20 protein-coding genes are annotated in these 23,415 nt (G+C 65.8%); 14 read left to right on the top strand and 6 right to left on the bottom strand.

Annotation, left to right across the window (positions count from 1 at the left end):
- The first annotated feature begins 2 nt into the window (after window positions 1-2).
- The 8 genes from EZM81_RS07775 to EZM81_RS07740 all read left to right on the top strand — a co-directional run bounded on the left by EZM81_RS07775 (window position 3) and on the right by EZM81_RS07740 (window position 7,288).
- Window positions 3-206 (top strand): DUF2892 domain-containing protein, encoded by a 204-nt coding sequence (locus EZM81_RS07775; RefSeq protein WP_135449788.1) that lies wholly within the window; start codon window positions 3-5, stop codon window positions 204-206.
- Between the two features lie 7 nt (window positions 207-213).
- On the top strand, window positions 214-645 hold the full coding sequence (locus tag EZM81_RS07770; RefSeq protein ID WP_135449789.1) for a YeeE/YedE family protein: 432 nt from the start codon (window positions 214-216) through the stop codon (window positions 643-645).
- A 1-nt stretch (window position 646) separates the two neighbouring features.
- Window positions 647-1,081: a DUF6691 family protein gene (locus EZM81_RS07765; RefSeq protein ID WP_136645343.1), complete on the top strand. Its 435-nt coding sequence runs from the start codon at window positions 647-649 to the stop codon at window positions 1,079-1,081.
- A gap of 16 nt (window positions 1,082-1,097) precedes the next feature.
- Window positions 1,098-1,982, top strand: coding sequence for an MBL fold metallo-hydrolase (locus EZM81_RS07760; RefSeq protein ID WP_136645342.1), 885 nt, complete (start codon window positions 1,098-1,100; stop codon window positions 1,980-1,982).
- Between the two features lie 98 nt (window positions 1,983-2,080).
- Window positions 2,081-3,826 carry a SulP family inorganic anion transporter gene (locus EZM81_RS07755; protein WP_136645341.1) on the top strand — a complete coding sequence of 582 codons (1,746 nt, stop codon included), beginning with the start codon at window positions 2,081-2,083 and terminating at the stop codon, window positions 3,824-3,826.
- 143 nt (window positions 3,827-3,969) lie between these two features.
- Entirely contained in the window at window positions 3,970-4,776 is an 807-nt protein-coding gene (locus EZM81_RS07750) for a creatininase family protein (RefSeq protein ID WP_136645340.1), read from the top strand.
- A complete protein-coding gene (locus EZM81_RS07745; RefSeq protein WP_136645339.1) occupies window positions 4,773-5,930 on the top strand; it encodes an amidohydrolase family protein in 1,158 nt (385 codons plus the stop codon). Before EZM81_RS07750 ends, EZM81_RS07745 begins: the two co-directional genes overlap by 4 nt.
- Before the next feature lie 8 nt (window positions 5,931-5,938).
- Entirely contained in the window at window positions 5,939-7,288 is a 1,350-nt protein-coding gene (locus tag EZM81_RS07740) for an FAD-binding oxidoreductase (protein ID WP_211195393.1), read from the top strand.
- Window positions 7,289-7,302: 14 nt separating this feature from the next.
- Here EZM81_RS07740 and EZM81_RS18745 read toward each other — a convergent pair whose 3' ends face one another.
- Window positions 7,303-7,776 (bottom strand): LysR substrate-binding domain-containing protein, encoded by a 474-nt coding sequence (locus EZM81_RS18745; RefSeq protein ID WP_371685728.1) that lies wholly within the window; start codon window positions 7,774-7,776, stop codon window positions 7,303-7,305.
- 53 nt (window positions 7,777-7,829) lie between these two features.
- Window positions 7,830-8,207, bottom strand: a complete 378-nt coding sequence (locus tag EZM81_RS18740) for a LysR family transcriptional regulator (RefSeq protein ID WP_371685726.1) — start codon at window positions 8,205-8,207, stop codon at window positions 7,830-7,832.
- Window positions 8,208-8,306: 99 nt separating this feature from the next.
- Between EZM81_RS18740 and EZM81_RS07730 the strand changes: the two genes are divergently transcribed.
- Together EZM81_RS07730 and EZM81_RS07725 are read left to right on the top strand one after the other, a co-directional pair.
- On the top strand, window positions 8,307-9,851 hold the full coding sequence (locus tag EZM81_RS07730; protein ID WP_136645337.1) for a proton-conducting transporter membrane subunit: 1,545 nt from the start codon (window positions 8,307-8,309) through the stop codon (window positions 9,849-9,851).
- 15 nt (window positions 9,852-9,866) lie between these two features.
- On the top strand, window positions 9,867-12,248 hold the full coding sequence (locus EZM81_RS07725; protein WP_136645336.1) for a YbcC family protein: 2,382 nt from the start codon (window positions 9,867-9,869) through the stop codon (window positions 12,246-12,248).
- Between the two features lie 106 nt (window positions 12,249-12,354).
- Here the strand turns inward: EZM81_RS07725 and carB are convergent, their stop codons facing one another.
- Window positions 12,355-15,684 carry a carbamoyl-phosphate synthase large subunit gene (gene carB / locus EZM81_RS07720; protein WP_135449799.1) on the bottom strand — a complete coding sequence of 1,110 codons (3,330 nt, stop codon included), beginning with the start codon at window positions 15,682-15,684 and terminating at the stop codon, window positions 12,355-12,357.
- A gap of 87 nt (window positions 15,685-15,771) precedes the next feature.
- Window positions 15,772-16,590: a sulfotransferase family protein gene (locus tag EZM81_RS07715; protein ID WP_135449870.1), complete on the bottom strand. Its 819-nt coding sequence runs from the start codon at window positions 16,588-16,590 to the stop codon at window positions 15,772-15,774.
- 145 nt (window positions 16,591-16,735) lie between these two features.
- Here EZM81_RS07715 and EZM81_RS07710 point away from each other — a divergent pair, with 145 nt between their 5' ends.
- From EZM81_RS07710 to EZM81_RS07700, 3 genes are all read left to right on the top strand, one after another.
- On the top strand, window positions 16,736-18,313 hold the full coding sequence (locus EZM81_RS07710) for a DUF5928 domain-containing protein (protein WP_136645335.1): 1,578 nt from the start codon (window positions 16,736-16,738) through the stop codon (window positions 18,311-18,313).
- Between the two features lie 13 nt (window positions 18,314-18,326).
- Window positions 18,327-18,698, top strand: a complete 372-nt coding sequence (locus tag EZM81_RS07705) for an HIT domain-containing protein (RefSeq protein ID WP_135449801.1) — start codon at window positions 18,327-18,329, stop codon at window positions 18,696-18,698.
- A 67-nt stretch (window positions 18,699-18,765) separates the two neighbouring features.
- Window positions 18,766-19,224: a DUF1203 domain-containing protein gene (locus EZM81_RS07700; RefSeq protein WP_136645334.1), complete on the top strand. Its 459-nt coding sequence runs from the start codon at window positions 18,766-18,768 to the stop codon at window positions 19,222-19,224.
- Between the two features lie 192 nt (window positions 19,225-19,416).
- Here the strand turns inward: EZM81_RS07700 and polA are convergent, their stop codons facing one another.
- On the bottom strand, window positions 19,417-22,251 hold the full coding sequence (gene polA, locus EZM81_RS07695; RefSeq protein WP_136645333.1) for a DNA polymerase I: 2,835 nt from the start codon (window positions 22,249-22,251) through the stop codon (window positions 19,417-19,419).
- A gap of 273 nt (window positions 22,252-22,524) precedes the next feature.
- On the opposite strand from polA, the gene EZM81_RS07690 reads away from it, so the two are divergent.
- On the top strand, window positions 22,525-22,995 hold the full coding sequence (locus EZM81_RS07690) for a GNAT family N-acetyltransferase (RefSeq protein WP_136645332.1): 471 nt from the start codon (window positions 22,525-22,527) through the stop codon (window positions 22,993-22,995).
- Here the strand turns inward: EZM81_RS07690 and EZM81_RS07685 are convergent, their stop codons facing one another.
- On the bottom strand, window positions 22,996-23,181 hold the full coding sequence (locus tag EZM81_RS07685; RefSeq protein ID WP_136645331.1) for a zinc-finger domain-containing protein: 186 nt from the start codon (window positions 23,179-23,181) through the stop codon (window positions 22,996-22,998).
- Between the last annotated feature and the right edge of the window lie 234 nt (window positions 23,182-23,415).

The raw sequence follows: 23,415 nt of genomic DNA, 5'->3' as shown, positions 1-23,415 counted from the left end.
ACATGACGAAGAACATGGGAACGATCGACCGCGGCCTGCGCGCCATCGTGGGCATTCTCGCGCTTCTTGGGGCCTTCGTTTTCGGCTGGTTCTCGGGCTGGGTGGTCTGGGTGGCCACGGTGGTCGGGGTGGTGATGCTGGCGACGTCGGCGCTGGGGAACTGCCCGCTTTATGGCGTGATCGGAATCAAGACCTGCAAGACCTGAGGAGTTCATGGAAACAGAGTTCACACCTTTGGCGTCGCTTGCCGGCGGCGTACTGATCGGTCTGGCCACAGTGCTGCTGATGGCGCTGCATGGCCGCATCATGGGGGCCACCGGCATACTGGGCGGTATCATGCGGTGGGGCGACCTGGCGGACTGGTCCCTGCGGGCCGCCCTGCTGGCGGGCATGGCAGCCGGGCCGCTGGTGATGCTGGGGCTGACGGGGCAGGTGCCGGCCGTGGATCTTCCGGTTTCGACCCTTGCCGTCGTGCTGAGCGGGCTGATTGTCGGTGTGGGTGTCAGCTACGGGGGCGGCTGCACGTCGGGCCATGGGGTCTGCGGCAACGCCCGCTTCTCGCGTCGGTCGATCGTGGCGACACTGACCTTCATGGCGACGGCCTTTGCCACGGTCTTCGTCATACGCCATGTGATCGGAGGTTGAGATGCGCCTGCTGTCCGCCCTGCTAATCGGTGTGATCTTCGGAACGGGGATTGCGCTTTCGGGCATGATGAACCCGGCCAAGGTGCTGAACTTCTTCGACCTTGCCGGAACCTGGGATCCCAGCCTTGCCTTCGTCATGGGGGGTGCGCTGGCTGTGGCGATCCCCGGATACCGGCTGGTTCTTGGCCGCCCGGCTCCTGTCATGGCCGACCGCTTCGACCTGCCGCAGACCCGGGTGATCGACCGTCGCCTCGTTCTCGGCTCGGCTGCATTCGGCGTGGGCTGGGGCATGTCGGGCTTCTGCCCGGGTGGTGCCTTGCCCGCGCTCGGCACCGGCCGGATCGAGGTGTTCCTTTTCGTAGCTGCCCTGATCGGCGGCCTTCTGTTGGCGCGGGCGATCGAAGCCCGCCGCATTCTGGCCCGCAAGCCGGCCTGACCGAATGGAGGACGACATGACCGTCAAGGTCGATCTGACCGTAAAGCCCGAGGTGAAGGGCTTCTTCGACCCTGCTACGAACACCATCAGCTATGTGGTGAAGGATCCGGGGTCCAACGCCTGCGCCATCGTCGATTCCGTGATGGACATCGACTATGCCGCCGGGCGCATCACCTATGACCATGCCGACGAGATCATCGCCTATGTGAAGGAGAAGGGTCTGAAGGTCGAATGGCTGATCGAGACCCATGTCCATGCCGACCACCTCTCGGCCGCGCCCTACATCCAGAAGCATCTGGGCGGAAAGATCGGCATCGGCCGCAACATCACCGTGGTACAGGACACCTTCGGCAAGATCTTCAACGAAGGGACCGAGTTCCAGCGTGACGGGTCGCAGTTCGACCGTCTGTTCGATGATGGCGACACCTATCAGGTCGGCACGATGATTTGCTACGCCATGCACACGCCAGGCCACACGCCGGCCTGCATGACCCACATCATGGGCGACGCGGCCTTCGTGGGGGACACGCTGTTCATGCCTGACGGCGGCTCGGCCCGCGCCGACTTCCCCGGCGGCGATGCCGGAACGCTTTACGACAGCATCCAGAAGGTGCTGGCGCTGCCCGACGAGACGCGGCTTTTCATGTGCCATGACTACGGCCCGAACGGCCGCGACATCCGGTGGGAAACCACTGTGGCCGAGGAAAAGGCCCACAACATCCATGTCGGCGGTGGCAAGACGCGGGAAGAGTTCATCAGGTTCCGCACCGAACGCGACAAGACGCTGGCCATGCCGAAACTGATCATCCCGTCCTTGCAGGTGAACATGCGTGGCGGCGACCTGCCGCCGCCTGACGAAAGCGGAAAGCGCTTCCTCAAGGTGCCGATCAACGCGCTGTAAGCCCACTGCTCATCGCGTCCTTGCGGTTGCTCTTCGCCACAGAAGACCGGCCGCAAGGCAGGGAAATGCGCCCCCCGACCCAACCGAAAGCCTGATCCATGTCCCCGTTTGCCAGACGGCTTCCCATCCTCGACTGGGGCCGCAGCTATTCCCGCGCGACGCTTGGCGCCGACCTTATGGCGGCGCTGATCGTCACCATCATGCTGGTGCCACAGTCGCTGGCCTATGCGCTGCTGGCCGGCCTGCCGCCCGAGGCGGGGATCTATGCCTCGATCCTGCCGATCATCCTTTACGCCCTGTTCGGCTCCAGCCGGGTGCTGGCGGTGGGGCCGGTGGCCGTGGTCTCGCTGATGACCGCCGCCGCCGTGGGCCAGGTGGCAGAGGCCGGCACGGCGGGCTATGCCGCGGCTGCGCTGACGCTGGCACTGCTGTCCGGTCTGATGCTGTTCGCGATGGGTATGCTGAAGCTGGGGTTCCTGGCCAATTTCCTGAGCCATCCGGTAATCGCGGGCTTCATCACCGCCGCCGGTGTGCTGATCGCGGCTGGGCAGGTGCGGCACATTCTGGGTGTGTCCGGGTCAGGCGACACCCTGCCCGAAATCCTGCACGCGCTGTGGCTGCACGCCGGTGAGACGAACCCGGTCACGCTGGCGATCGGGGCAGGTGCCACGGCCTTCCTGTTCTGGGTGCGCAAGGGTATGAAGCCGGCACTGCTGGCGCTGGGCACGCCGACCAGGGTTGCGGACATCCTGACCAAGGCCGGCCCGGTCTTCGCCGTAGCAGCGACCACCGCACTGGTCTGGGGGCTGGGCCTTGCCGACCGGGGCGTCAAGGTCGTGGGAGAGGTGCCGCAAGGACTGCCACCCTTCACGGTTCCCGACCTCTCGCCATCGCTGGTCTCGGTCCTGCTGATCCCGGCGGCGCTGATCTCGATCATCGGCTTTGTCGAAAGCGTCTCGGTCGCGCAGACGCTGGCCTCGCGCCGCCGCCAGCGGATCGACCCGGATCAGGAACTTCTGGGACTGGGGGCCGCCAACATCGGGGCCTCATTCACCGGGGGCCTGCCGGTGACCGGGGGCTTCGCCCGGTCGGTCGTCAATGCCGATGCCGGGGCCGAGACGCCTGCCGCAGGGGCTTTCACCGCGGTCGGCCTCGCACTGGCTGCGCTGGCGCTGACGCCGCTGCTCTACTTCCTGCCGCAGGCCACGCTGGCTGCCACGATCATCGTCGCGGTCCTGAGCCTGGTGGACCTGAAGATCCTGCGCCACACCTGGGCCTATTCGCGACGCGACTTCGCCGCCGTGGCGGCGACCATTCTTGTCACCCTGGCGCTGGGGGTGGAAACCGGCGTCTCGGTCGGGGTGGCGCTGTCGATCCTTCTGCACCTGCTGAACACGGCTAAACCGCACGTGGCTGAAGTGGGCCTCGTCCCCGGTACCGAACATTTCCGCAATATCCATCGCCATAGGGTCGAAACCTGCCCGACGCTGCTGACCCTGCGCATCGACGAAAGCCTGTATTTCGCCAACGCCCGTTTTCTTGAAGGCATGATCCTCGACCGCATTTCCGGGGACCCGCAGCTGACCGATGTGGTCCTGATGTGTTCGGCCGTGAACTCGATCGACTATTCGGCGCTGGAAACGCTGGAGGAACTGCAACGCGAATTGCAGGCCCGCGGCATCCGCCTGCACCTGTCCGAGGTCAAGGGCCCGGTGATGGACCGGTTGCAGACCACCGATTTCCTTCAGCACCTGACGGGAAAGGTCTTCAAGTCGCAATACGATGCCTTTGTTGCCCTGACCGGCGCCCGGGCGAAGCCGTCTGAGCGACCTGTCCAATCCTGAGCGTCACGGTGGAAATTCGGTGCGTGGCCCGTCCTGTCGCGCGGAAAGGCGGCAAGGCCATCGAACTGATCCCCCTGTCGCGCCAAAGCGTTTGACTTCGCCGCCTGTCGCGCCAACCTTCCCGTGACCGGGGGAGAGGACCGATGCAACACCGTCTATGGGCCGACTTCACGGCCCGCGATTTTGCCGCCCTGCCGCGCGACAGGCTGATCGCCGTCCTGCCGGTGGGGGCCATCGAACAGCACGGGCCACATCTGCCCTTTGGAGTGGATCAGGCGATCCTTGACGGCATCATTGCCGCGACGATCCCGCTGCTGCCTGACGATCTGCCCGCGCTGATCCTGCCGACACTTCCGGTAGGAAAGTCAGACGAACATTCCGCCTTTCCCGGCACGCTGACCTTTTCCGCCGCTACGCTGATCGCCATGTGGTCCGAGATCGGCGACTCGGTGGCGCGCGCGGGTGTGCGCAAGCTGGTGATCCTGAATTCCCATGGCGGCCAGATCGCCCCCATGGACATCGTCGCCCGCGACCTGCGGCTGCGCCACGGGATGCTGGTCGTCGCCGCCAACTGGTTTGCCATGGGCATGCCGCCGGGTCTGTTCACGCCGGAAGAGGAACGCTTCGGCATCCATGCCGGCGATATCGAGACCTCGGTCATGCGTGCGCTGCACCCCGATCTCGTGCGCATGGACCACGCCCGCGACTTCCGCCCGCTGGTTGCCGACCTCGGCACGCGGCACCTGGGCCTGACGCCCGCGGGCAAGCTTGCCTGGGCCGCGCAGGACATGCACCCGGCCGGAGCCTGCGGCAACGCAAGCCTTGCGACGGCAGAGAAGGGCCGACAGGTCATCGACCACGCCGCCCGGCAGATCGTGACGCTGCTGCAAGAGGTGGACCGGATGCAGCTGGATCATCTTTCCCGAAGCCCGGACCTTGACGCGCCATGATCCTTGATGCGGTCAACCTGAACGGCGCGACCGTGCGCCTCGTGCTTGAGGATGGCCGCATCGCCGCGATCGAGCCCATGCCCGGCCCGGCAACGCAGACCGCGATCCCGCTGCCGGTGGAACCGCATGTCCACCTCGACAAGGCCTTTACCATCCACCGCGCCCGGGCTGACCGGCCCGGCCTTTTCGGCGCGATCGAGGCAATGGCGGCGGACAAGGCGCGCTGGACGCCGCTTGATCTGCTGACGCGGATCGAGGACGGGATGGCCGAGGCGTGGGCCGCCGGCTGCCGCGCGGTTCGCACCCATATTGACTGGACCGAACCCGCCGTTCCGCTGGCGTGGGAGGTCGCCGCCGAGGTCGCCGAGGAATGGGCCGACCGGATGATGCTGGTGCGGGCCTCGCTTTCGCCGATCGACCTGCTGGGCGACCCCGGCCACGGGCCGAAGATCGCCGAAAGGGTTGCGCGCGACGGGCAGGTGCTGGGGGCCTTCATCTACCGTCATCCGGGGCTGGAGGACGGCATTCCCTTCGTCTTCGACCTGGCCGAAAGGCACGATCTGTGGCTTGATTTCCACGTCGATGAAGGGTTGGAGGTCGAAGCCGCCGCGCTGGATCTGATCACGGCCGAGGCGACGCGGCGCGGCATGGGGGACCGGGTGCTTTGCGGCCATGCCTGCTCGCTCTCGATCCGGTCCGACGCCGACCGCGCCATCGACGCGCTGGCGGCCTCGGGCGTGGCGCTAACAGTGATGCCGACCACGAACCTTTACCTCCAGGACATGACCCCCGGCCGCAGCCCCCGCCTGCGCGGCCTTGCCCCGGCGCAGGAGTTGCGCGCCGCCGGGGTGCCGGTCCTCCTGGGTACCGACAACGTGCGCGACCCGTTCTATCCGATGGGCGTTCATGACCCGTTGGAGTCCTTGCGTCTGGCGGCGTTGGCCGCGCATCTCGACCCTGCCGAATGGCTGGGCGCGATCACCGAGGCCCCCGCCCGCGCCCTGGGCCTTGCACCTCAGCCGCTGGCCGTGGGCGAGCCTGCCGATTTCCTCTTGTTCCCCGCCCCAGACCTTCTGTCCGCACTCGCCCGCCCGGGCGTGCCGCGTCAGGTCTGGCGCGCGGGTTGTCCCCAAGCCGAACGGGTAGCGCCATGACCGTGCCGATGGAAAAACTGACCGCCTTCCGAGCCATGATCGGCGAGGTGCCGGCGATGGACGATCCGAAATACGTCCAGGCCAAGTCGCGCGACTATTACTGGTATTCGCCGATCCTGAAGGAACAGCTTGACCCGCTGAGCGGCCAGCTGGTCGTCCAGCCCCGGACCGAGGCCGAGGTGATCACGGTTGCAGCCGCCTGCGCGCGCCTGCGCATCCCGCTGACCCTGCGCGGTGGCGGCACCGGCAACTATGGCCAGTGCGTGCCCCTGGAAGGCGGGGTGGTGATGGAGATGACGAAGCTCGACCGGATCATCGAGATCACCCCCGGCCGCGTCGTCTGCGAGGCCGGTGCGCGGATCGAGCGGGTCGAGCATGCCGTCGCCGAGACCGGGCAGATGCTGTCGATGTTCCCCTCGACCAAGCGGCTGGCGACGATGGCGGGCTTCGTCTCGGGCGGGTCGGGAGGCATCGGGTCGCTGCGCAACGGGATGCTGCGGGATGGCACGAATATCACCTGGATCCGCCTTGTGACGCTCGAGGAAACCCCCAGGGTGATCGAGTTGCAGGGGCCGGATATCCTGAAGGTCCAGCACGCCTACGGCACCAACGGCATCATCACGGCCATGGACTATGGCCTGACGCCGAAGATCGACTACCGCCAGGTGGTGGCGCTGTTCGACGGCTACGACACCGCGCTGAAGGCGACGGTGACGGCGGCTGAAGCGGGAATCGAAAGCTTCCTGCTGACGGTCTGCGAACGCCGCTTCTCGCGCTTTTACAAGAAGCTCGCGAACATCTTCCCCCCCACCCATGACGCTGTCTTCGCCATGATCGGCCCCGAAAGCCTTGCCGATTTCGAGGCACTGGTCGCGGCTCACGGCGGCAAGATCGTGCTGGTGAAGACCGACGCCGAGATGGACGCGGCTGGCCTGCCCCCGGTCTGGGAATGCGGCTGGAACCATACCACGCTGCAGGCCTTGAAGGTCGAGCCCGGCATCTGGACCTATCTTCAGGTCGCCTACGCGCCCCCCTTGGAGTATGCGCTCTGCGCCCGGCAACGGGACCGCTATGGCGAGGAAATCTACTGGCACCACGAAACCGCCCGCATGGCCGGCGAGGTGCATTTCTTCGCGCTGCCCATCGTGCGCTGGACGACGAAAGAACGGATGTATCAGATCATCGCAGAGCTGGAGGCCGAGGGCTGCGCGATCTACGATCCCCATGCGATCACGATCGAGGACGGCGGCATGAAGGCGATCGACACCGTCCAGATCGACTTCAAGCGCGAGGCCGATCCCTACGGGCTGATGAACCCAGGCAAGACGCGGGGCTGGACCTCGGGAATGGCGAAATAGGCCGCGTCGTCCTGTCAGCGCGACAGGACATCCGCAAGCAGCGGGTTGGGAAATCGCCGTTCCCTGGTCACCGCCAGGAAGGTTTCGCTGATTCCGTCCAGCCGGGCTGCCTCGACCAGTGTGCCGGCTTGCAGTTCGTCCTGCACGACGATCGGCGGAATGATGGCAAGCCCGGCATCCGCCCGCACCAGAAGCCGGATCATTGCCATGTCATCGACTTCGGCCGCGATGACCGGGCTCACGTTCATCCGATCGACAAGGGCGTCGAAGGCCGACCGCAGCGCAGTCTCGCGGGTGGGCAGGACGAGCGGGCTTTCGCCAAGCAGGGCACGAAGTGGCCGGCTATCCGGTCCAAGTCGCGCGGGCGTGCCGATCAGGCTGATCGGCTGTTCGTCGATGCGATGCACCAGCCAGTGACTGGCCGCATCGCGCGCGGGGGCAAGGTTGGTCAGCACCACGTCCAGCGCCAGCGCCTCTAGCCCGCGCAGCAGCTCGTCCTGCGAGCCGGAGCGAAGGACAACCTCGACATCAGGGCGCCCGATCAGGGGGTGCAGGAACTGGATCTGGAAGTTGCGCGACAGCGNAGGAACTGGATCTGGAAGTTGCGCGACAGCGTGGCAAGGGCCCCGACGCGCAGGGCCCGCCGCGCCCGTCCTGTCTCGCGCAGGGTCGCGGTCAGGTCATCTGCCGTCCGGAAGATCGTTTCTGCATGGTCAAGGGCGATGCGCCCGGCCTCGGTAAGGGCCAGACCCCGGCCGCGCCTTTCGAACAGATCCTGGCCCAGCGACGCTTCCAGCGCCTTCAGCTGGCTGGACAGGGCCGATTGCGAAAGTCTGAGGCGCCGTGCGGCACCTGTAAGGGTGCCATCGATCGCAACGGCCCGGAACAGGCGCAAGTGGTGAAGGTTCAGCAGGGCCATTGTTCTAACAAATAGAACGTTTACGCATAATATATGTAATTTTTTAGAATTAACGCAAGCGCTAGATGACTGGGCGTGATCCAAACCCCGGAGTTGGCCATGCCAGATTTCCCGCTGATTGTCCTTGCCCCGCTCGTGCTGCTTGCCGCAGCAGTCACCTTCGCCGCACGCCCCGGTCGCCGTCCCGGCGCCCTGCTTGTCATGGCCGAGGCCGCCATGCTTGCCGCCCTGGCCCTCGGACTGGCAGGATTTGTCCAGCTTCTGACGGCCGGTCCGCTGACATTGAACCCAGGTGGTCTTGCCGTATTCCGGCTTGATGCCGTCAGCGTCACGCTTGCGCTGCTTGTGTCTTTCGTGGGCTGGGTGGTCGTGCGCTTCTCGTGCCGGTATCTGGACGGAGAGTCCAGGGAAGGCAGGTTCCATGGCCTGACCCTGGCTGCGACGGCCAGCGTGCTGGCCCTTGTCCACGCTGCAAGCCTGCCCGTTCTTGTCGCAGCCTTCATGGCAACCGGGCTGGTCCTGCGGCAGCTTCTTCTGTTCTACCCTGACAGGCCCGAGGCACGGCGCGCGGCGGCAAAGTTTACCCGCGTCTGGATGGCGGGCGATCTGGCACTGATAGCGGCAACCGTGCTTCTATGGCATAGCTTCGGGACCGTCGAGATCGCCGCGCTGACCCGGGCCGAGGCCCTGCCGATGCCGGCGCAGGCCGCTGTCGGACTGCTGGTTCTTGCTGCGGCAATGAAGACGGCCGCCTTTCCGCTGCACGGCTGGCTTACCGAAGTCATGGAAGCGCCGACGCCGGTTTCGGCCCTGCTGCATGCGGGCATCATCAACTCGGGCGGCGTTCTGCTGATCACGCTGTCGGGTCTGGTCCAGGCAAGCCCCGGAGCGATGGCCGCGTTGGTCATGATCGGCGGCTTGACCGCGCTGTTCGGGGCCTTGGTCATGCTGACCCAGGCCGCGGTCAAGACCTCGCTTGCCTGGTCGACGGTGGCGCAGATGGGCTTCATGCTGCTGCAATGCGGGCTGGGCCTCTGGGCGCTTGCGCTGCTGCACATCGTCGCCCATTCGCTTTACAAGGCGCACGCATTCCTGTCGTCGGGAGGCGCGGTCGGGGCTGTCAACGCCATCCGCAAGCCGGGGCCAGTAGCCGTGCCCGACCTTTCGGCCGTGACAAGGTCATTCGCACTGGCCATTGCGCTTTATGCCGCGGTGGCGGTCGCGTTCACGGCGCTGGTGGGCGAAAAGGCGCCGCAGGCACTTGCGCTGGGGGCCATGCTGATCTTCGGAGTCTCCTACCTTGTCGCACAGGGGCTGGCAGATGCCGCGCCCGGAGCCCTGACCCGGCGGACCGTCGCTGCCTCGCTGGCCGCGGCCCTGGCCTACTTCGGCTTCCAGGTTCTGGCGCAGGCCGTCTGGGGCCCGTCGCTTCCCGCAGCACCGCTGGCTGGCCCGCTGGAATGGGCGCTGATCGTTCTTGCGGTCCTGAGCTTCGGCCTGGTTGCCTTTGCCCAGGCGCTTTTCCCGCTTTGGGCGCATCATCCCGCAACGGCAGGACTGCGCGTGCATCTGGCGAACGGCCTTTACCTGAATGCGCTGCTTGACCGCCTGATCGGCGGCTACCGGGCACCAACGAAATCCTGATCCTGGAGACCCTTCATGTTCCACAAGCACACGCACATCGCCCCGACCCTGGCCTCGCAGCTGCTGGTCGCCGCCGATGCCGCGGCCAGGGCCATCCCGCCCGCCTTTCCGCTGGATGCGACCGTCGCCGTTAACCCCTTCCTCGGGCAGACCGGTGAAGATCTTGCAACCGCGTCGGGCCGGTTGGCCAGGGTGGCCGGGGTTTGCCTCACCCGGCCGCGCGCCGAATTGACGGCAAAGGTGTCAGCGGGAGAGATCACCGAAGATGACCTTGCCGCCGCCCTGGTCGCATCGCCCTCGCCGGTCAAGCCGCGGGATCTTGCCACACTGAAGGCGCGGATGCACTGTCCGGCGCCGGCACCGCAGGCGCTGCCGACGGTTGCGGAACTGGCCGCTGCAGCCACCGGGACGGACTGGCCGGCGATCATTGCCCGCACTGTCGGCCTGTGGGCAGCGGGTCATTTCGACCGGGGGCAGGCCCTGTGGACACCACGCCCGGGGCCTGGTGCCTACGCCGCCTGGCGTGAATGGGCGACGCATGACCTGACACCGGAAATCGCCGGACTGACCGGGTTCTCTGCCCATGTGGCCGCGGCACCCGATTCCGCCGACCGCGCCATCCTGCGCGCGGCTGACAGGTTGGGGCTTGGACCCGATGCCGCAGAAACCGCATTCCACCGGCTGCTCATCGACCTTGGCGGCTGGCCGATGCACGCGCGCTGGATGCTGTGGCAGGCCGAACTTGCGGGTGGAACCGACGCAACGATCACCGACCTGCTTGCAATCCGCCTGGTCTGGGAAGAGGCGCTGCTGATCCATTGTCCCGCGGTTGCCGCCGACTGGCAGGCCGTTGTCGCCACCCATGCCGAACCCGTGCAGCCGACGGCCGAGCAGGTGCTTGACGCGATCCTTCAGGATGCTGCCGAACGGGCGCATCAGCGCCGGCTTGCCGCGCAACTGACTGGAACCGTCGCGCGCGGGGGACGGGCCAGGCTTCAGGCTGCCTTCTGCATCGACGTGCGGTCCGAAGTCCTGCGTCGGGCTCTTGAAGCGCAGGACGAGGCGATCGAGACGTTGGGCTTCGCCGGCTTCTTCGGCCTTCCGGTTGCGCATCGGCCTGCGGGAACGGATGAGCTGCAGGCCCATCTGCCTGCCCTGCTGACCCCGGCGCTTACCTCTACGAGCCACGGGGCCGAGGACGAGGAAGCCACAAGGCGGATCGCCGCAAGGGCAAGGCGGGCCTGGGGGCGTTTCCGGCAGGCGGCAGTTTCTTCTTTCGCATTCGTGGAAGCGGCCGGTCCGGTCTATGGCGGCAAGCTCATGCGGGATGTGCTGGGGCTGGGGGCAGAGGGGCTGAAACCTGCGCCGATGCCGAGGATCGAGGGCGGCTTGACAGCAGAACAGAAGGCGCAGACGGCGGCGGCGGTGCTGCGGGCGATGAGCCTGACCGAGGGCCACGCCAGGCTGGTCCTGCTGGTTGGTCATGGGGCGCAGGTCACGAACAATCCGCACGAAAGCGCCTATCACTGCGGCGCCTGTTCGGGCCAGACGGGCGAGGTTTCCTCCCGGCTGCTGGCCGCGCTGCTGAACCACCCGGAAACTCGCGCCGGATTGCCGGGCCTCGGCCTGAGCCTGCCGGACGACACCCTTTTCGTTGCCGGCCTGCATGACACGGTGACCGACAAGGTCACGCTCTATCTCGACACGCCGGCGCCGGGCCATGCCGCGGATCTGGCCCAGGCCCGGGCTTGGCTAGCCGCCGCCGGACACGAGGCGCGGGCCGAGCGGTCGCCAAGGCTGCCCGGGGCTACGCCCGACACCCTCATGCGGCGCGCAAGGGACTGGGCAGAGGTGCGTCCAGAATGGGGCCTTGCCGGCTGCGCCGCCTTCATCGCTGCGCCACGCGGCGTGACGGCCGGACGCGATCTGAAGGGCCGGGCCTTCCTGCACAGCTACGACTGGGCCCAGGACAAGGGCTTTGCCACGCTGGAACTGATCCTCACCGCGCCCGTGGTGGTCGCCAGCTGGATCAGTCTGCAATACTACGGCTCGACCCTAGCGCCGCAGGTCTTTGGCGGAGGGAACAAGCTGATCCACAATGTCGTCGGCGGCATCGGCGTTGTTGAAGGTAACGGGGGCCTGCTGCGCCCCGGTCTGCCGGTCCAGACCGTGCATGACGGCGAACGCCCCGCCCACGACGCGCTGCGGCTTTCGGTGATGATCGAGGCCCCGACCGAGGCGATGACCGAAGTCCTGCGCAAGCATGATGCAGTGCGGCAGCTGTTCGACAACGGCTGGCTGCACCTGTTCGCGTTGCAGAATGGCCGGGTTGCCGCCCGGTACCGCCCAGGACTTAAGTGGCAGGAGGCCGTGTCCGAAACCGGTCTGGCAGCCTAGCACGCGGCAAGACCCGTTGCCGGGTCACGGCAGGCTTTGCCTGAGACTTGCCCCGGCAAGCGTTCTGCAGACTCCCTGCGCGTTGTCCCAAGGCACCAGGCAGCGGTCAGCCTTGCAGGGTGCGAACGCCGTATCCCTCGTCGCGGGCCTTCATTGCCGCGACCGCAGCAATCGACGCGGCTGCCGTGGTGAAGTAGGGAATCTTGTCCATCAGAGCGACACGACGGATGTCGCGGCTGTCGCTGACGGCTTGGGTGCCCTCGGTCGTGTTCATCACCAGGGCGATCTCGCCGTTCTTCAGACGGTCCACGATGTTGGGGCGGCCCTCATAGACCTTGGCGACGGGTTCGGCCTGTACTCCCTGCGAGGAAAGCCATTGGGCGGTGCCCCGGGTTGCAACGATGGTGAAGCCCATCGCCACCAGATCTTTCGCGGCGGCGGCCAGGGCCGGGGTCTTGTCCGCATCCTTGACCGACAGGAAGACGCGACCCTCGGTCGGCAGGATGGTGCCTGCGCCCATCTGGGCCTTCAGGAAGGCCAGCGGGAAGGTGCGGTCCCAGCCCATTACCTCGCCGGTGGATCGCATTTCGGGCCCCAGCACCGGATCGACGCCGGGGAAGCGCGCGAAGGGCAGGACGGCCTCTTTCACGCTGAACCAGGGCGTCTGCGGATCGGCCAGCGTCAGCGGGTCGGCGAGCGGCAGCGGGCTGTCGGGGCCGACGCCCTCGGGGTAGGGCGGGCGGACCGGGAAGGCCGAAAGCGGTTCGCCGGCCATCAGCCGGGCGGCGATCGAGGCGATGGCCGAATCGGTGGCCTTGGCGACGAAGGGCACGGTGCGGCTGGCGCGGGGGTTGACCTCGAGAACGTAGATCACCCCATCCTTGATTGCGAACTGTACGTTCATCAGGCCGACGACATTCAGCGCGCGGGCCATCACTTCGGTCTGCCGCTTCAGCTCGGCCACGGTCTCGGCCGAAAGCTGGTGCGGCGGCAGGCAGCAGGCCGAGTCGCCGGAGTGGACGCCGGCTTCCTCGATATGTTCCATGATTCCGGCGACATGCACGGATTTGCCGTCGCTTAACGCATCGACGTCAACCTCGACGGCACCGGAGAGGTAGCTGTCGAGCAGAACCGGGCTGTCGCCCGAAACCTGGACGGCGGTGGAGATATAGCGGTCGAGCTGTTCGTCGGAACGCACGATTTCCATCGCGCGGCCGCCAAGGACGAAGGAGGGGCGGATGACCAGCGGATAGCCGACCTCGTGCGCCACCCGGAACGCCTCTTCGCGTGAGCGGGCGGTGCCGTTCTTGGGCTGCTTCAGGCCAAGGTCGTGCAGGAGTTTCTGGAACCGTTCGCGGTCTTCGGCCAGGTCGATGGCATCGGGCGAGGTGCCGAGGATAGGAATGCCTTCGGCATGCAGCGCATTGGCCAGTTTCAGCGGCGTCTGGCCGCCAAACTGGACGATGACGCCATGCAGCGTGCCATTCTCCTGCTCGACCCGCAGGATTTCCAGGACATGTTCCAGCGTCAGCGGCTCGAAATACAGGCGGTCGGAGGTGTCGTAGTCGGTGCTTACCGTCTCCGGGTTGCAGTTGACCATGATGGTCTCATAACCGGCCGCGGTCAGGGCAAAGCAGGCGTGACAGCAGCAGTAGTCGAATTCGATGCCCTGACCGATCCGGTTCGGGCCGCCGCCGAGGATGACGACCTTCTTCGCCGACGTGGGACGGGATTCGCATTCCACGTCCCCCATCGCAGGCGCTTCATAGGTGGAATACATGTAAGGCGTCTGCGCTTCGAACTCGGCGGCGCAGGTGTCGATGCGCTTAAAGACGGCGGTGACCCCCAGCCGCTGCCGGGCGCGGCGGACTTGGGCTTCGTCGCGGCCCGTCAGTTTCGCCAGACGCGCATCGGTGAAGCCCATCATCTTCAGCGCGCGCAATCCTTCGGCGGTGACGGGAAGGCCCTCCTTGCGGACGCGCGCTTCGGTGTCGATGATTTCGCGGATCCGGGCGAGGAACCAGGGGTCGAAGGCGGTGACGGCCTGGATCTCGTCGTTCGTAAGCCCGTGGCGCATGGCCTGGGCGATGGTTCGCAGCCGGTCGGGCGTGGCCTGGCCAAGCGCCTTGATGATCGCCGCCTTGTCGGGTGCGCCGGGAATGGCGATTTCGTCAAAGCCGGTCAGGCCGGTTTCAAGGCTGGCCAGCGCCTTCTGCAGCGATTCGTGGATGGTGCGGCCGATGGCCATGGCCTCGCCGACCGACTTCATCGCGGTGGTCAGGTTCGGCTCGCTTCCCGGGAACTTCTCGAAGGCAAAGCGCGGGATCTTGGTCACGACATAATCTATCGAGGGCTCGAAGGATGCAGGCGTGACCTTGGTGATGTCGTTGTCCAGCTCGTCCAGCGTGTAGCCCACTGCCAGCTTGGCCGCGATCTTGGCGATGGGGAAACCCGTGGCCTTCGAGGCCAGCGCCGAGGAACGCGAGACGCGGGGGTTCATCTCGATGACGACCATGCGGCCGTCCTTCGGGTTGATCGCCCATTGCACGTTGGACCCGCCGGTCTCGACCCCGATCTCGCGCAGGACGGCGATGCTGCCGTTGCGCATGATCTGGTATTCCTTGTCGGTCAGGGTCAGCGCCGGGGCGACGGTGATGGAATCGCCCGTATGGACGCCCATCGGATCGACGTTCTCGATGGAACAGACGATGATCGCATTGTCCGCCTTGTCGCGGACGACCTCCATCTCGTATTCCTTCCAGCCCAGCAGGCTTTCGTCCACCAGCACCTGGGCGACGGGGCTGGCCTCTAGCCCCTGCTTGACGATCTGTTCATAGTCGTCGCGGTTGTAGGCCACGCCGCCGCCGGTGCCGCCGAGGGTAAAGGCCGGGCGGATGATCGCGGGCAGGCCGACGTATTCCAGCGCCTCCATCGCCTGCTTAACGCCGGCGGCAATGTCATACTTTCCCGAGGCGAGCTTGGGCGCGGCAACGATGGTCGCTTTCGGGTTTTCCAGCCCGATCCGCTCCATCGCCTCACGGAACAACTTGCGATCTTCTGCCATTTCTATGGCTTCGCGCTTGGCCCCGATCAGCTCTACCTTATACTTTTCCAACACGCCCATGTCGGCAAGCGCCAGTGCGGTGTTAAGGCCCGTCTGCCCGCCCATCGTGGGCAGAAGCGCGTCGGGTCGTTCCTTCTCGATGATCTTGGCGACGACTTCGGGGGTGATCGGCTCGATGTAGGTGGCGTCGGCCAGCCCCGGATCGGTCATGATCGTCGCGGGGTTCGAGTTCACCAGGATTACCCGGTAGCCTTCTTCCCGCAGGGCCTTGCAGGCCTGGGCGCCGGAGTAGTCGAACTCGCAGGCCTGGCCGATGACGATGGGGCCCGCGCCGATGATCATGATCGATTTGATATCGGTCCGCTTCGGCATGTCCTGCCCCCATCCATGTCGCAAATTGCCGGGGGTTATAGACAGAAGCGGTCAGTGCGCAAGGGGCAAACCGACCGCGGGCTGGCCTCAGTCGCCCAGCTTTGCATGCACCTCGTCCAGATCGACCGGGCCTTTCGGCATCTTGTTTGCCGGGTTCTCGAAATCATAGCGGAACAGCTGGAAGTCCCGCTTGTAGATCTCCCACATCAGGTGCATCGAGAGATCGTCGAAATAGGCCTCTACCGGGTGGGCGCGTTTCGGACCGTGGCCTTCGCTTTCGTTGAACCGGGGGATCTGCGTCAGGTCCACCGGATGGCGCGTCTCGATGTTGTCCAGCACCACCTGCATTCCGGGATTGAAATCCTCGGTGAAGAAGATGTGGTTGTAGCGCCCGCCGTTGACGATGAAGGTCGAGATGTGCCCCGACATGGCCGACCAGTGGATGTCGGGCTCCATCGGTTTCTTCCAGCGGATCGTGTCGCGCGCAAACAGAAGGAACCGGCGGAAGCTGGCGATCTGGTCGAAGTCCTGCTTGCCGTCCTCGCCCCCGACCTCGATCCCGTATTTCTGGATCAGCAGCGGCACGAGATTGCCGCGATAGCGCCGGCCGTTGCGCTGGATGCCGCAGATCTTGTCGAAGAAAGAGGACAGGATGCGCGTATAGGGGTTCCTCACGCAGGTAAAGGCGTAGACCTGGCGCCCGCGCACCGCGCGTTCGATCGGGGCTTGGCTATGCTCTTGCGCCCATTTGTGCAGGCCGGTGGTGGAATCGTGGATGTCGCCGTCGAAGAACCGGCCATGGTCCGAGAAATACATGATCTGTCCGATTGTCGAACAGGCGCATTTCGGAACAACCCGGTAGACGACGCTTTCCGATTCCGTCATCCACGTGCCGGGAAACCCCATGCGGCAATCCTCCGAAGGCCAATCGATATCAGACATGGCCAAGGCCAAGGTCGTAGCAGTCAAGCAGACAAATTCGGGCTTTTCAAGGAACTGCGCTGCGGTTTAGGGAAGCGGGGATGACCCGCACAGCACAGATGCGAACCGGATGACGCAGATCGCCTATATCCTGCTGTGCCACAAGGATCCCGAGGGGATCATTGCGCAGGCGCAACGGCTGACCGCCGCCGGGGACTTTGTCTCTATCCACTTCGACGCGCGCGCGGAACCGGCAGATTACGCCCGCATTCGCGAGGCGCTGGCTGCGAACCCGCAGATCACCTTTGCCAGGCGACGGGTGAAATGCGGTTGGGGTGAATGGAGCCTTGTCGCCGCCACGCTGGAAGCCGTCCGTGCCGCCGTGGCGGCCTTTCCGCGTGCGACGCATTTCTACATGCTTTCAGGCGACTGCATGCCTATCAAGACGGCAGAGTTTGCGCGGGAATGGCTGTCTCGCGACGAAGCCGACTATATCGAAAGCTTCGATTTTCACAGCTCGGACTGGATCAAGACCGGCATCAAGGAAGAGCGGCTGATCTATCGCCACTGGTTCAACGAAAGGCGGCGCAAGAAGCTGTTCTATGCATCGCTGAACCTGCAGAAACGGCTGGGGCTGACCCGCAAGGTGCCCGAGGATCTGAAGATCCGCATCGGCAGCCAATGGTGGTGTCTCCGCCGCCGAACCGTGGAAGCGGTGCTGGACTTCATCGACCGTCGCCGCGACGTGGTGCGCTTCTTCCGCACCACATGGATCCCGGACGAGAGCTTCTTTCAGACCATCGTTTACCATCTGGTGCCGGAACGGGAAATCCGGTCGCGGACGCTGACCTTCCTGATGTTCACCGACTACGGCATGCCCGTGACGTTCCATGACGACCACCACGATCTGCTTCTTGCGCAGGATTACCTCTTTGCGCGCAAGATCAGCCCGGAGGCGCTGATGCTGAAGGAAAGGCTTGGGGTGTTATATTCCGAAACCGGCCGCCACTTTGACATCAGCGGCGACGGACGCAGGCAGTTCGCGTTCCTGACCGGGCGCGGGCGGATTGGTCGCCGCTTCGCTCCACGGTTCTGGGAAACCGAGGCCAGCATCGGCCGCGACCGCACGCTGATGCTGGTGACCTGCAAGAAATGGCATGTCGCAAAGCGGCTTGCGGACCGGATCAGCCAGGTTACGGGCGTGCCTGCGGTGCACTACCTGTTCAACGAGGCGGCTACACCGCTGCCCGATCTGGGCGGCATCCAGACCACGCTGGAAAAGCGCATGCGCCACCGCCGCGCACTGGTCAGGATGCTGTTCGACTACTGGAACAGCGACCGGCTGGTGATTTGCGTCGATCCGGCCTCGACCGAACTGATCCAGGACTTCTACAGCGACCGGGGCGAGGTGCGGCTGCTGGAGGTTGGCTGCGAATTCACCGACGATTATCTGGTTGGCCACGCCCGTCGTGTGGGTCTGGCAGGCCCGCACACCCCTGATGCAGCGATGCGGCGGCTTCTGCCGACGATCCGCTATGACGTGCGGTTCGAAAGCGACCGCCTGCGCGACATGAACCTGGCCGGCCATTACCGTATCCGGCAAACCGCTTCGCCAGAGGAAAATGCCGGCCCGCTGGCCGCTTTTCTGGGGCTGTCGCCAAGTCAGGCGCGCGAGATCGCGGCCACCGATTACCTGTTCGTGGATTGAAAGGAGTCTCCCGATGGGCTGGACCTACGACCCGACCAACATCTTCGCCCGCATCCTGCGCGGCGAGATTCCCAACAAGACGGTGATGGAGACCCCGCACACGCTGGTATTTCACGACATACGCCCGCAGGCGCCGGTGCATGTGCTGGTGATTCCGAAGGGCGCCTACGTCAGCCTGGATCACTTCTCGGCCGAGGCGTCGGAAGAGGAAATCGTCGATTTCCACCGCACGGTCGCCAAGGTCTGCGCGATCCTGGGCCTGTCTGGTGAAGAGGGCTTCCGGGCAATCACCAACGCCGGGGTGAACGGCCATCAGGAAGTACCGCACTACCACCTGCATATCCTGGGTGGGCGGCCGCTGGGCCGGATGCTGGAGCGCATCTGATCTGGCAGGATCCGGGTCGCCGGACGGGGCGTCGCGGGGCATCCTCCGGTAAGATACGGAGAATGCGATGCGATTTCTTGCAATCCCGACCGACCAGGTGCGGGAGTTTCAGGCTGGCGCTGCGGATGCCAATGGCCAGGTGCCGGAACGGAAGCGGTCGGAGGGGGACGGCAATCCCTGCCGGCATTGCCTGCGGATGATCCCGGAGGGGGCGGGGATGCTGGTCCTTGCCTACCGGCCCTTCCCGGCGCCGCAGCCCTATGCCGAGGTGGGGCCGATCTTCCTGTGCGCCGATCCCTGCGAGGCCGGGGACGAGGCGGGGCTGCCGGAGATGCTGGCCGCGCCCGACTACATCCTGCGGGGCTACGGGGACGACGACCGGATCGTCTATGGCACCGGGGGCGTGGTTGCGACCACGGCGATCCCGGCGCGGGCGGCGGAGCTTCTGGCGGACGCGCGGGTGGCCTATCTGCATGTGCGGTCGGCCCGGAACAATTGCTACCAGTGCCGGATCGAGCGCGCGTGACCGCAGGGTCCGGGCAGAGCGGCTGGCGCCGCAAGCCCGTGTTCTCGGCCGCGCGCCTTGCGCGCGCGGCCGAAGCTGACGAGGGGCGCTGCCCCTCGAGCGCCCAGGAGTATTTGGGCAAAGGGCAATCATGCAGGGGAAGGGGCGCGGGGCGCGGTCTGCCCTCTGCCTGCTTTGCGGCCTGGGCGCGGTTCAGTGCGCCTCGGCCCAGTTGCGGCCCCGCCCGGCCTCGACGGCGAGGTGGACCTTCAGGCTCACGGCGGGGTGAGCGGCGCCTTCCATCACCTCTTTCGCGGTGGCGGTCAGGCGGTCGGCGTCGGCCTCGGCGACCTCGAACAGCAGTTCGTCGTGGACCTGAAGCAGCATCTTCGCGTCCAGGTCCCGGATCGCGGCGGGCATGCGGATCATCGCGCGGCGGATCACGTCGGCGGCGGTGCCCTGAATGGGCGCGTTGATCGCCGCACGCTTGGCGAAGCCGGCGCCGGGGCCCTTGGCGTTGATCTCGGGGGTATGAATTTTCCGACCGAAAAGCGTCTGAACGAAACCGTTTTCCTGGGCAAACTTTACAGTATCGGACATGTAGCCCTTGATGCCCGGAAATCGCTCGAAATAGCGGTCGATGAAGCCCTGCGCCTCGGCGCGTGGGATGCGCAGGTTGCGGGCAAGGCCGAAGCCGGAGATGCCGTAGATTACCCCGAAGTTGATCGCCTTGGCCTTGCGGCGGATGTCGGGAGTCATCTGGTCCAAGGGCACGTTGAACATCTCGGAGGCGGTCAGGGCGTGGATGTCGATGCCTTCGTCGAAGGCGCGGCGCAGTTCCGGGATGTCGGCGATATGCGCGAGGATGCGCAGTTCGATCTGGCTGTAGTCGAGGCTGACCAGAACCCGGCCTTCGGGGGCGACGAAGGCTTCGCGGATGCGGCGGCCTTCCTCGGTGCGGACGGGGATGTTCTGCAGGTTCGGGTCGGTCGAGGCAAGGCGCCCGGTGTTCGCCCCGGCGATGGAATAGGAGGTGTGGACGCGGCCCGTATCGGGGTTGATCGCCGTCTGCAACGCATCGGTGTAGGTGGATTTCAGCTTGGCGATCTGGCGCCAGTCGAGGATGCGGGCGGCCAGTTTCGCCCCCTGCGGGTGGCTGTCCTCCAGCGTGGTGATGTCTTCCAGGATGTCGGCGCCGGTGCCGTAGGCGCCGGTCTTGCCCTTCTCGCCGCCGGGCAGGCCGAGGCGGTCGAACAGGATTTCGCCCAGCTGCTTGGGGCTGCCCACGTTGAACTTCTCGCCCGCGATGTCCTGGATCTCCTCTTCCAGCTGGACGAGCTTTTGCGCGAAGACGTTGGACATGCCGCGTAAGGTTTCGCGGTCCACCTTGATGCCCGTCATCTCCATGTCGGCCAGCACGGGGACCAGCGGGCGTTCCAGCGTCTCGTAGACCGTCGTGACCTTCGCCCGGTGCAGGCGCGGCTTGAAGGCCTGCCAGAGGCGCAGCGTGATGTCGGCATCTTCGGCGGCATATTTCACCGCGTCGTCGATGGCGACACGGTCGAAGGTGAGCTGGGATTTGCCGCTGCCGAGCAGGGACTTGATCGGGATCGGACTGTGGGAGAGGTAGCGTTCGGACAGCTCGTCCATGCCGTGGCCGTGCAGGCCGGCGTGCATGGCATAGCTCATCAGCATCGTGTCGTCGAAGGGCGCTACGCGGATCCCGAGCCGGGAAAAGATCTTCCAGTCATACTTCATGTTCTGGCCGATCTTCAGAATCGCCGGATCCTCGAGCACCGGTTTCAATGCGGCCAGGGTTTCGTCCAGCGGCAACTGGCCCTCGGCAAGGGCGGTCGCGCCGAAGAGGTCGCCGCCGCCGGTGGTGTGGCCAAGGGGGATGTAGGCGGCCTTGCCCGGATCGACGCAGAGCGAGATGCCGACAAGATCGGCGCGCATCTCGTCAAGGCTGGTGGTCTCGGTATCCACCGCGACATGGCCGATGTCGCGGATACGGGCGATCCAGCGGTCGAGCGTGGCGCGGTCGCGGATGCAGGTGTAGGCGGCGTGGTCGAAGGCGGGCTGCTCCTCGGTCGCCTGCGGCGCCTCCTCGCGCGGGGCGGTCTGGAGCTGCGATGTCTCGGGCAGGGCAGGGGGCGTGATGCCCAGCTTTTCGGCCACCCGCTTCGTCAGCGTTCGGAACTCCATCTTCGTGAGGAATTCCATGACCTTGTCCGGATCGGGAAGCCGGATTTCCAGATCGTCCAGCGTCACGTCGAGGGGCGTGTCGTCCTTCAACGTTACCAGATCGCGGCTGATGCGGATTCTCTCGGCATTTTCCAAAAGCGCCTCGCGACGCTTCGGCTGCTTGATTTCAGACGCCCGCGCAAGGAGCGTGTCGAGGTCGCCGTATTCGTTGATCAGAAGCGCCGCCGTCTTCAGCCCGATCCCCGGCGCGCCGGGGATGTTGTCGATGCTGTCGCCGGCCAGGGACTGAACGTCGATCACCTTTTCCGGGGGAACACCGAACTTTTCCATCACCTCGTCGGGGCCGATCACCCGGTTCTTCATCGGGTCGAACATGTCAACGCCGGGCCGGATCAGCTGCATCAGATCCTTGTCGGAGGAGATGATGGTGCAGGTGCCGCCGGCCTCGACCGCCTGGCGGGCAAGGGTTGCTATGATGTCGTCGGCCTCGTAGCCTGGCGTTTCCAGGCAGGCGACGTTGAAGGCGCGGGTGGCCTCGCGCGTCAGCGGGAACTGCGGGCGCAGGTCTTCGGGCGGTTCCGGGCGATTTGCCTTGTATTCCGGGTAGATCGCGTTGCGGAAGGTTTCAGCCGAATGGTCGAAGACGACGGCCAGGTGGGTGGCGGCCTTGCCGTTCGAGGTGGCACGGGACAGTTCGTTCCACAGGATGTTGCAGAAGCCGGCAACGGCACCGACCGGCAAACCGTCGGACTTGCGCGTCAGCGGCGGCAGCGCATGGTAGGCACGGAAGATATAGGCCGAGCCGTCGATGAGGTGCAGATGGTGGCCTTTTCCGAAACGCATGGGTCGCTCCCTTTGGTCGGGGGATTATTGGCAGAAAGCCGCGCTGGGGGCTACCCGGTCCGTCCGGCGAAAGGGGGCTTGACGGGCGGGCCGACGCGTTACACGGTGCCGGGCATGCTGCACCTGATGCCCTCTCAGCCGTTTTATTGGACCTGCGCCACATAGGCGGCAGGGCAGCGTTTCACGACCGGAACAAACCCATCAAGCCGCCCGCAAGGGAAAGGCTGATGGTGCGGGCTTCCCTTCGCGGGCCGAAAGCGAAGGACAGACGCGATGACCACCCCGACCATGGATCTACCCGTCACGATCCGGCCCGCAAGGGCGACGGACCTGCCCGAAGTGCACCGCATGATCTGCGGGCTGGCCGCGCAGCGCGGGCAATCGGTGACCATCACGCCCCGGCTGCTGGCGCAAATCGCGCAGGGCCCGGCTGCGCGGATTCTCGTGGCCGTCCGGCAGGATAGCCCGCAGACACACCCGGTCGGACATGTGTTGCTGCTGATCGGGAGGAACATGATCGCAGGGGCGGACTGGGGGATGGTCGAGCAGCTTCACGTTCAGGAGCCCGACCGCCGCCGGGGTATCGGGCGGGCGCTGGTCGCAGCGGCACGGGCCGAGGCGGCGCGCTGCGGAGCTGCCGGCGTCACGATCATGACGCACCCCTGCTGCGACGGGGCCGTGCTGGCCTTCCGGGCGGCCCGACCGCTGGATGTGCCGCCAGCCTGGGGTGTCGCGGCCGAATGATCAGTGATCGTCGTGGGCGTGCTCGCGGTCGATGACGTAGCGCTTGTCGCAGTAGCCGCACTCGACCCAGCCGGTATCGCGCGGAATGGTCAGCCAGACCCGCGGATGGCCGAGCGCGCCTTCGCCGCCGTCGCAGGCCACTTTCCAGGTGGTTACGATCTGGGTTTCCGGGGCTTCGATGGGCATGGCGCGGGATCCTGTCTTGTCCGCTTGCGTTTGTAGCGGCGGAGGGGGGCGGGGCACAAGACGGGCTGTGCGCGCAATTCCGATGGCCCCGGTTGATCCCTGCCCGAAGTCGGGGGTGCGGGCAGAATCGGGCGCGCTTTGCCGCCCTTCAGGTGCCGACCTTCCGTCCTTTCGTCGGGTGGGCAAGGGCCGCATCAGCCATGCGGCGCGAATCGGGGCCACGGCGCGTTCACG

The organism is Tabrizicola sp. YIM 78059, assembly GCF_004959785.1.
In the GTDB taxonomy this organism is placed as follows: domain Bacteria; phylum Pseudomonadota; class Alphaproteobacteria; order Rhodobacterales; family Rhodobacteraceae; genus Tabrizicola; species Tabrizicola caldifontis.
This window is presented reverse-complemented; position numbering and strand designations above follow the sequence as displayed.

Excerpts from the sequence above, each read along its gene's own strand:
- carB (WP_135449799.1), bottom strand. The coding sequence starts at position 15,684 with ATGCCGAAGCGGACCGATATCAAATCGATCATGATCATCGGCGCGGGC.
- EZM81_RS07730 (WP_136645337.1), top strand. The coding sequence starts at position 8,307 with ATGCCAGATTTCCCGCTGATTGTCCTTGCCCCGCTCGTGCTGCTTGCC.
- EZM81_RS07690 (WP_136645332.1), top strand. The coding sequence starts at position 22,525 with ATGACCACCCCGACCATGGATCTACCCGTCACGATCCGGCCCGCAAGG.
- EZM81_RS07685 (WP_136645331.1), bottom strand. The coding sequence starts at position 23,181 with ATGCCCATCGAAGCCCCGGAAACCCAGATCGTAACCACCTGGAAAGTG.
- EZM81_RS07700 (WP_136645334.1), top strand. The coding sequence starts at position 18,766 with ATGCGATTTCTTGCAATCCCGACCGACCAGGTGCGGGAGTTTCAGGCT.
- EZM81_RS07775 (WP_135449788.1), top strand. The coding sequence starts at position 3 with ATGACGAAGAACATGGGAACGATCGACCGCGGCCTGCGCGCCATCGTG.
- EZM81_RS07740 (WP_211195393.1), top strand. The coding sequence starts at position 5,939 with ATGGAAAAACTGACCGCCTTCCGAGCCATGATCGGCGAGGTGCCGGCG.
- EZM81_RS07745 (WP_136645339.1), top strand. The coding sequence starts at position 4,773 with ATGATCCTTGATGCGGTCAACCTGAACGGCGCGACCGTGCGCCTCGTG.
- EZM81_RS07755 (WP_136645341.1), top strand. The coding sequence starts at position 2,081 with ATGTCCCCGTTTGCCAGACGGCTTCCCATCCTCGACTGGGGCCGCAGC.
- EZM81_RS07765 (WP_136645343.1), top strand. The coding sequence starts at position 647 with ATGCGCCTGCTGTCCGCCCTGCTAATCGGTGTGATCTTCGGAACGGGG.
- polA (WP_136645333.1), bottom strand. The coding sequence starts at position 22,251 with ATGCGTTTCGGAAAAGGCCACCATCTGCACCTCATCGACGGCTCGGCC.
- EZM81_RS07710 (WP_136645335.1), top strand. The coding sequence starts at position 16,736 with ATGACGCAGATCGCCTATATCCTGCTGTGCCACAAGGATCCCGAGGGG.
- EZM81_RS07760 (WP_136645342.1), top strand. The coding sequence starts at position 1,098 with ATGACCGTCAAGGTCGATCTGACCGTAAAGCCCGAGGTGAAGGGCTTC.
- EZM81_RS07770 (WP_135449789.1), top strand. The coding sequence starts at position 214 with ATGGAAACAGAGTTCACACCTTTGGCGTCGCTTGCCGGCGGCGTACTG.
- EZM81_RS07750 (WP_136645340.1), top strand. The coding sequence starts at position 3,970 with ATGCAACACCGTCTATGGGCCGACTTCACGGCCCGCGATTTTGCCGCC.
- EZM81_RS07725 (WP_136645336.1), top strand. The coding sequence starts at position 9,867 with ATGTTCCACAAGCACACGCACATCGCCCCGACCCTGGCCTCGCAGCTG.
- EZM81_RS07705 (WP_135449801.1), top strand. The coding sequence starts at position 18,327 with ATGGGCTGGACCTACGACCCGACCAACATCTTCGCCCGCATCCTGCGC.
- EZM81_RS07715 (WP_135449870.1), bottom strand. The coding sequence starts at position 16,590 with ATGGGGTTTCCCGGCACGTGGATGACGGAATCGGAAAGCGTCGTCTAC.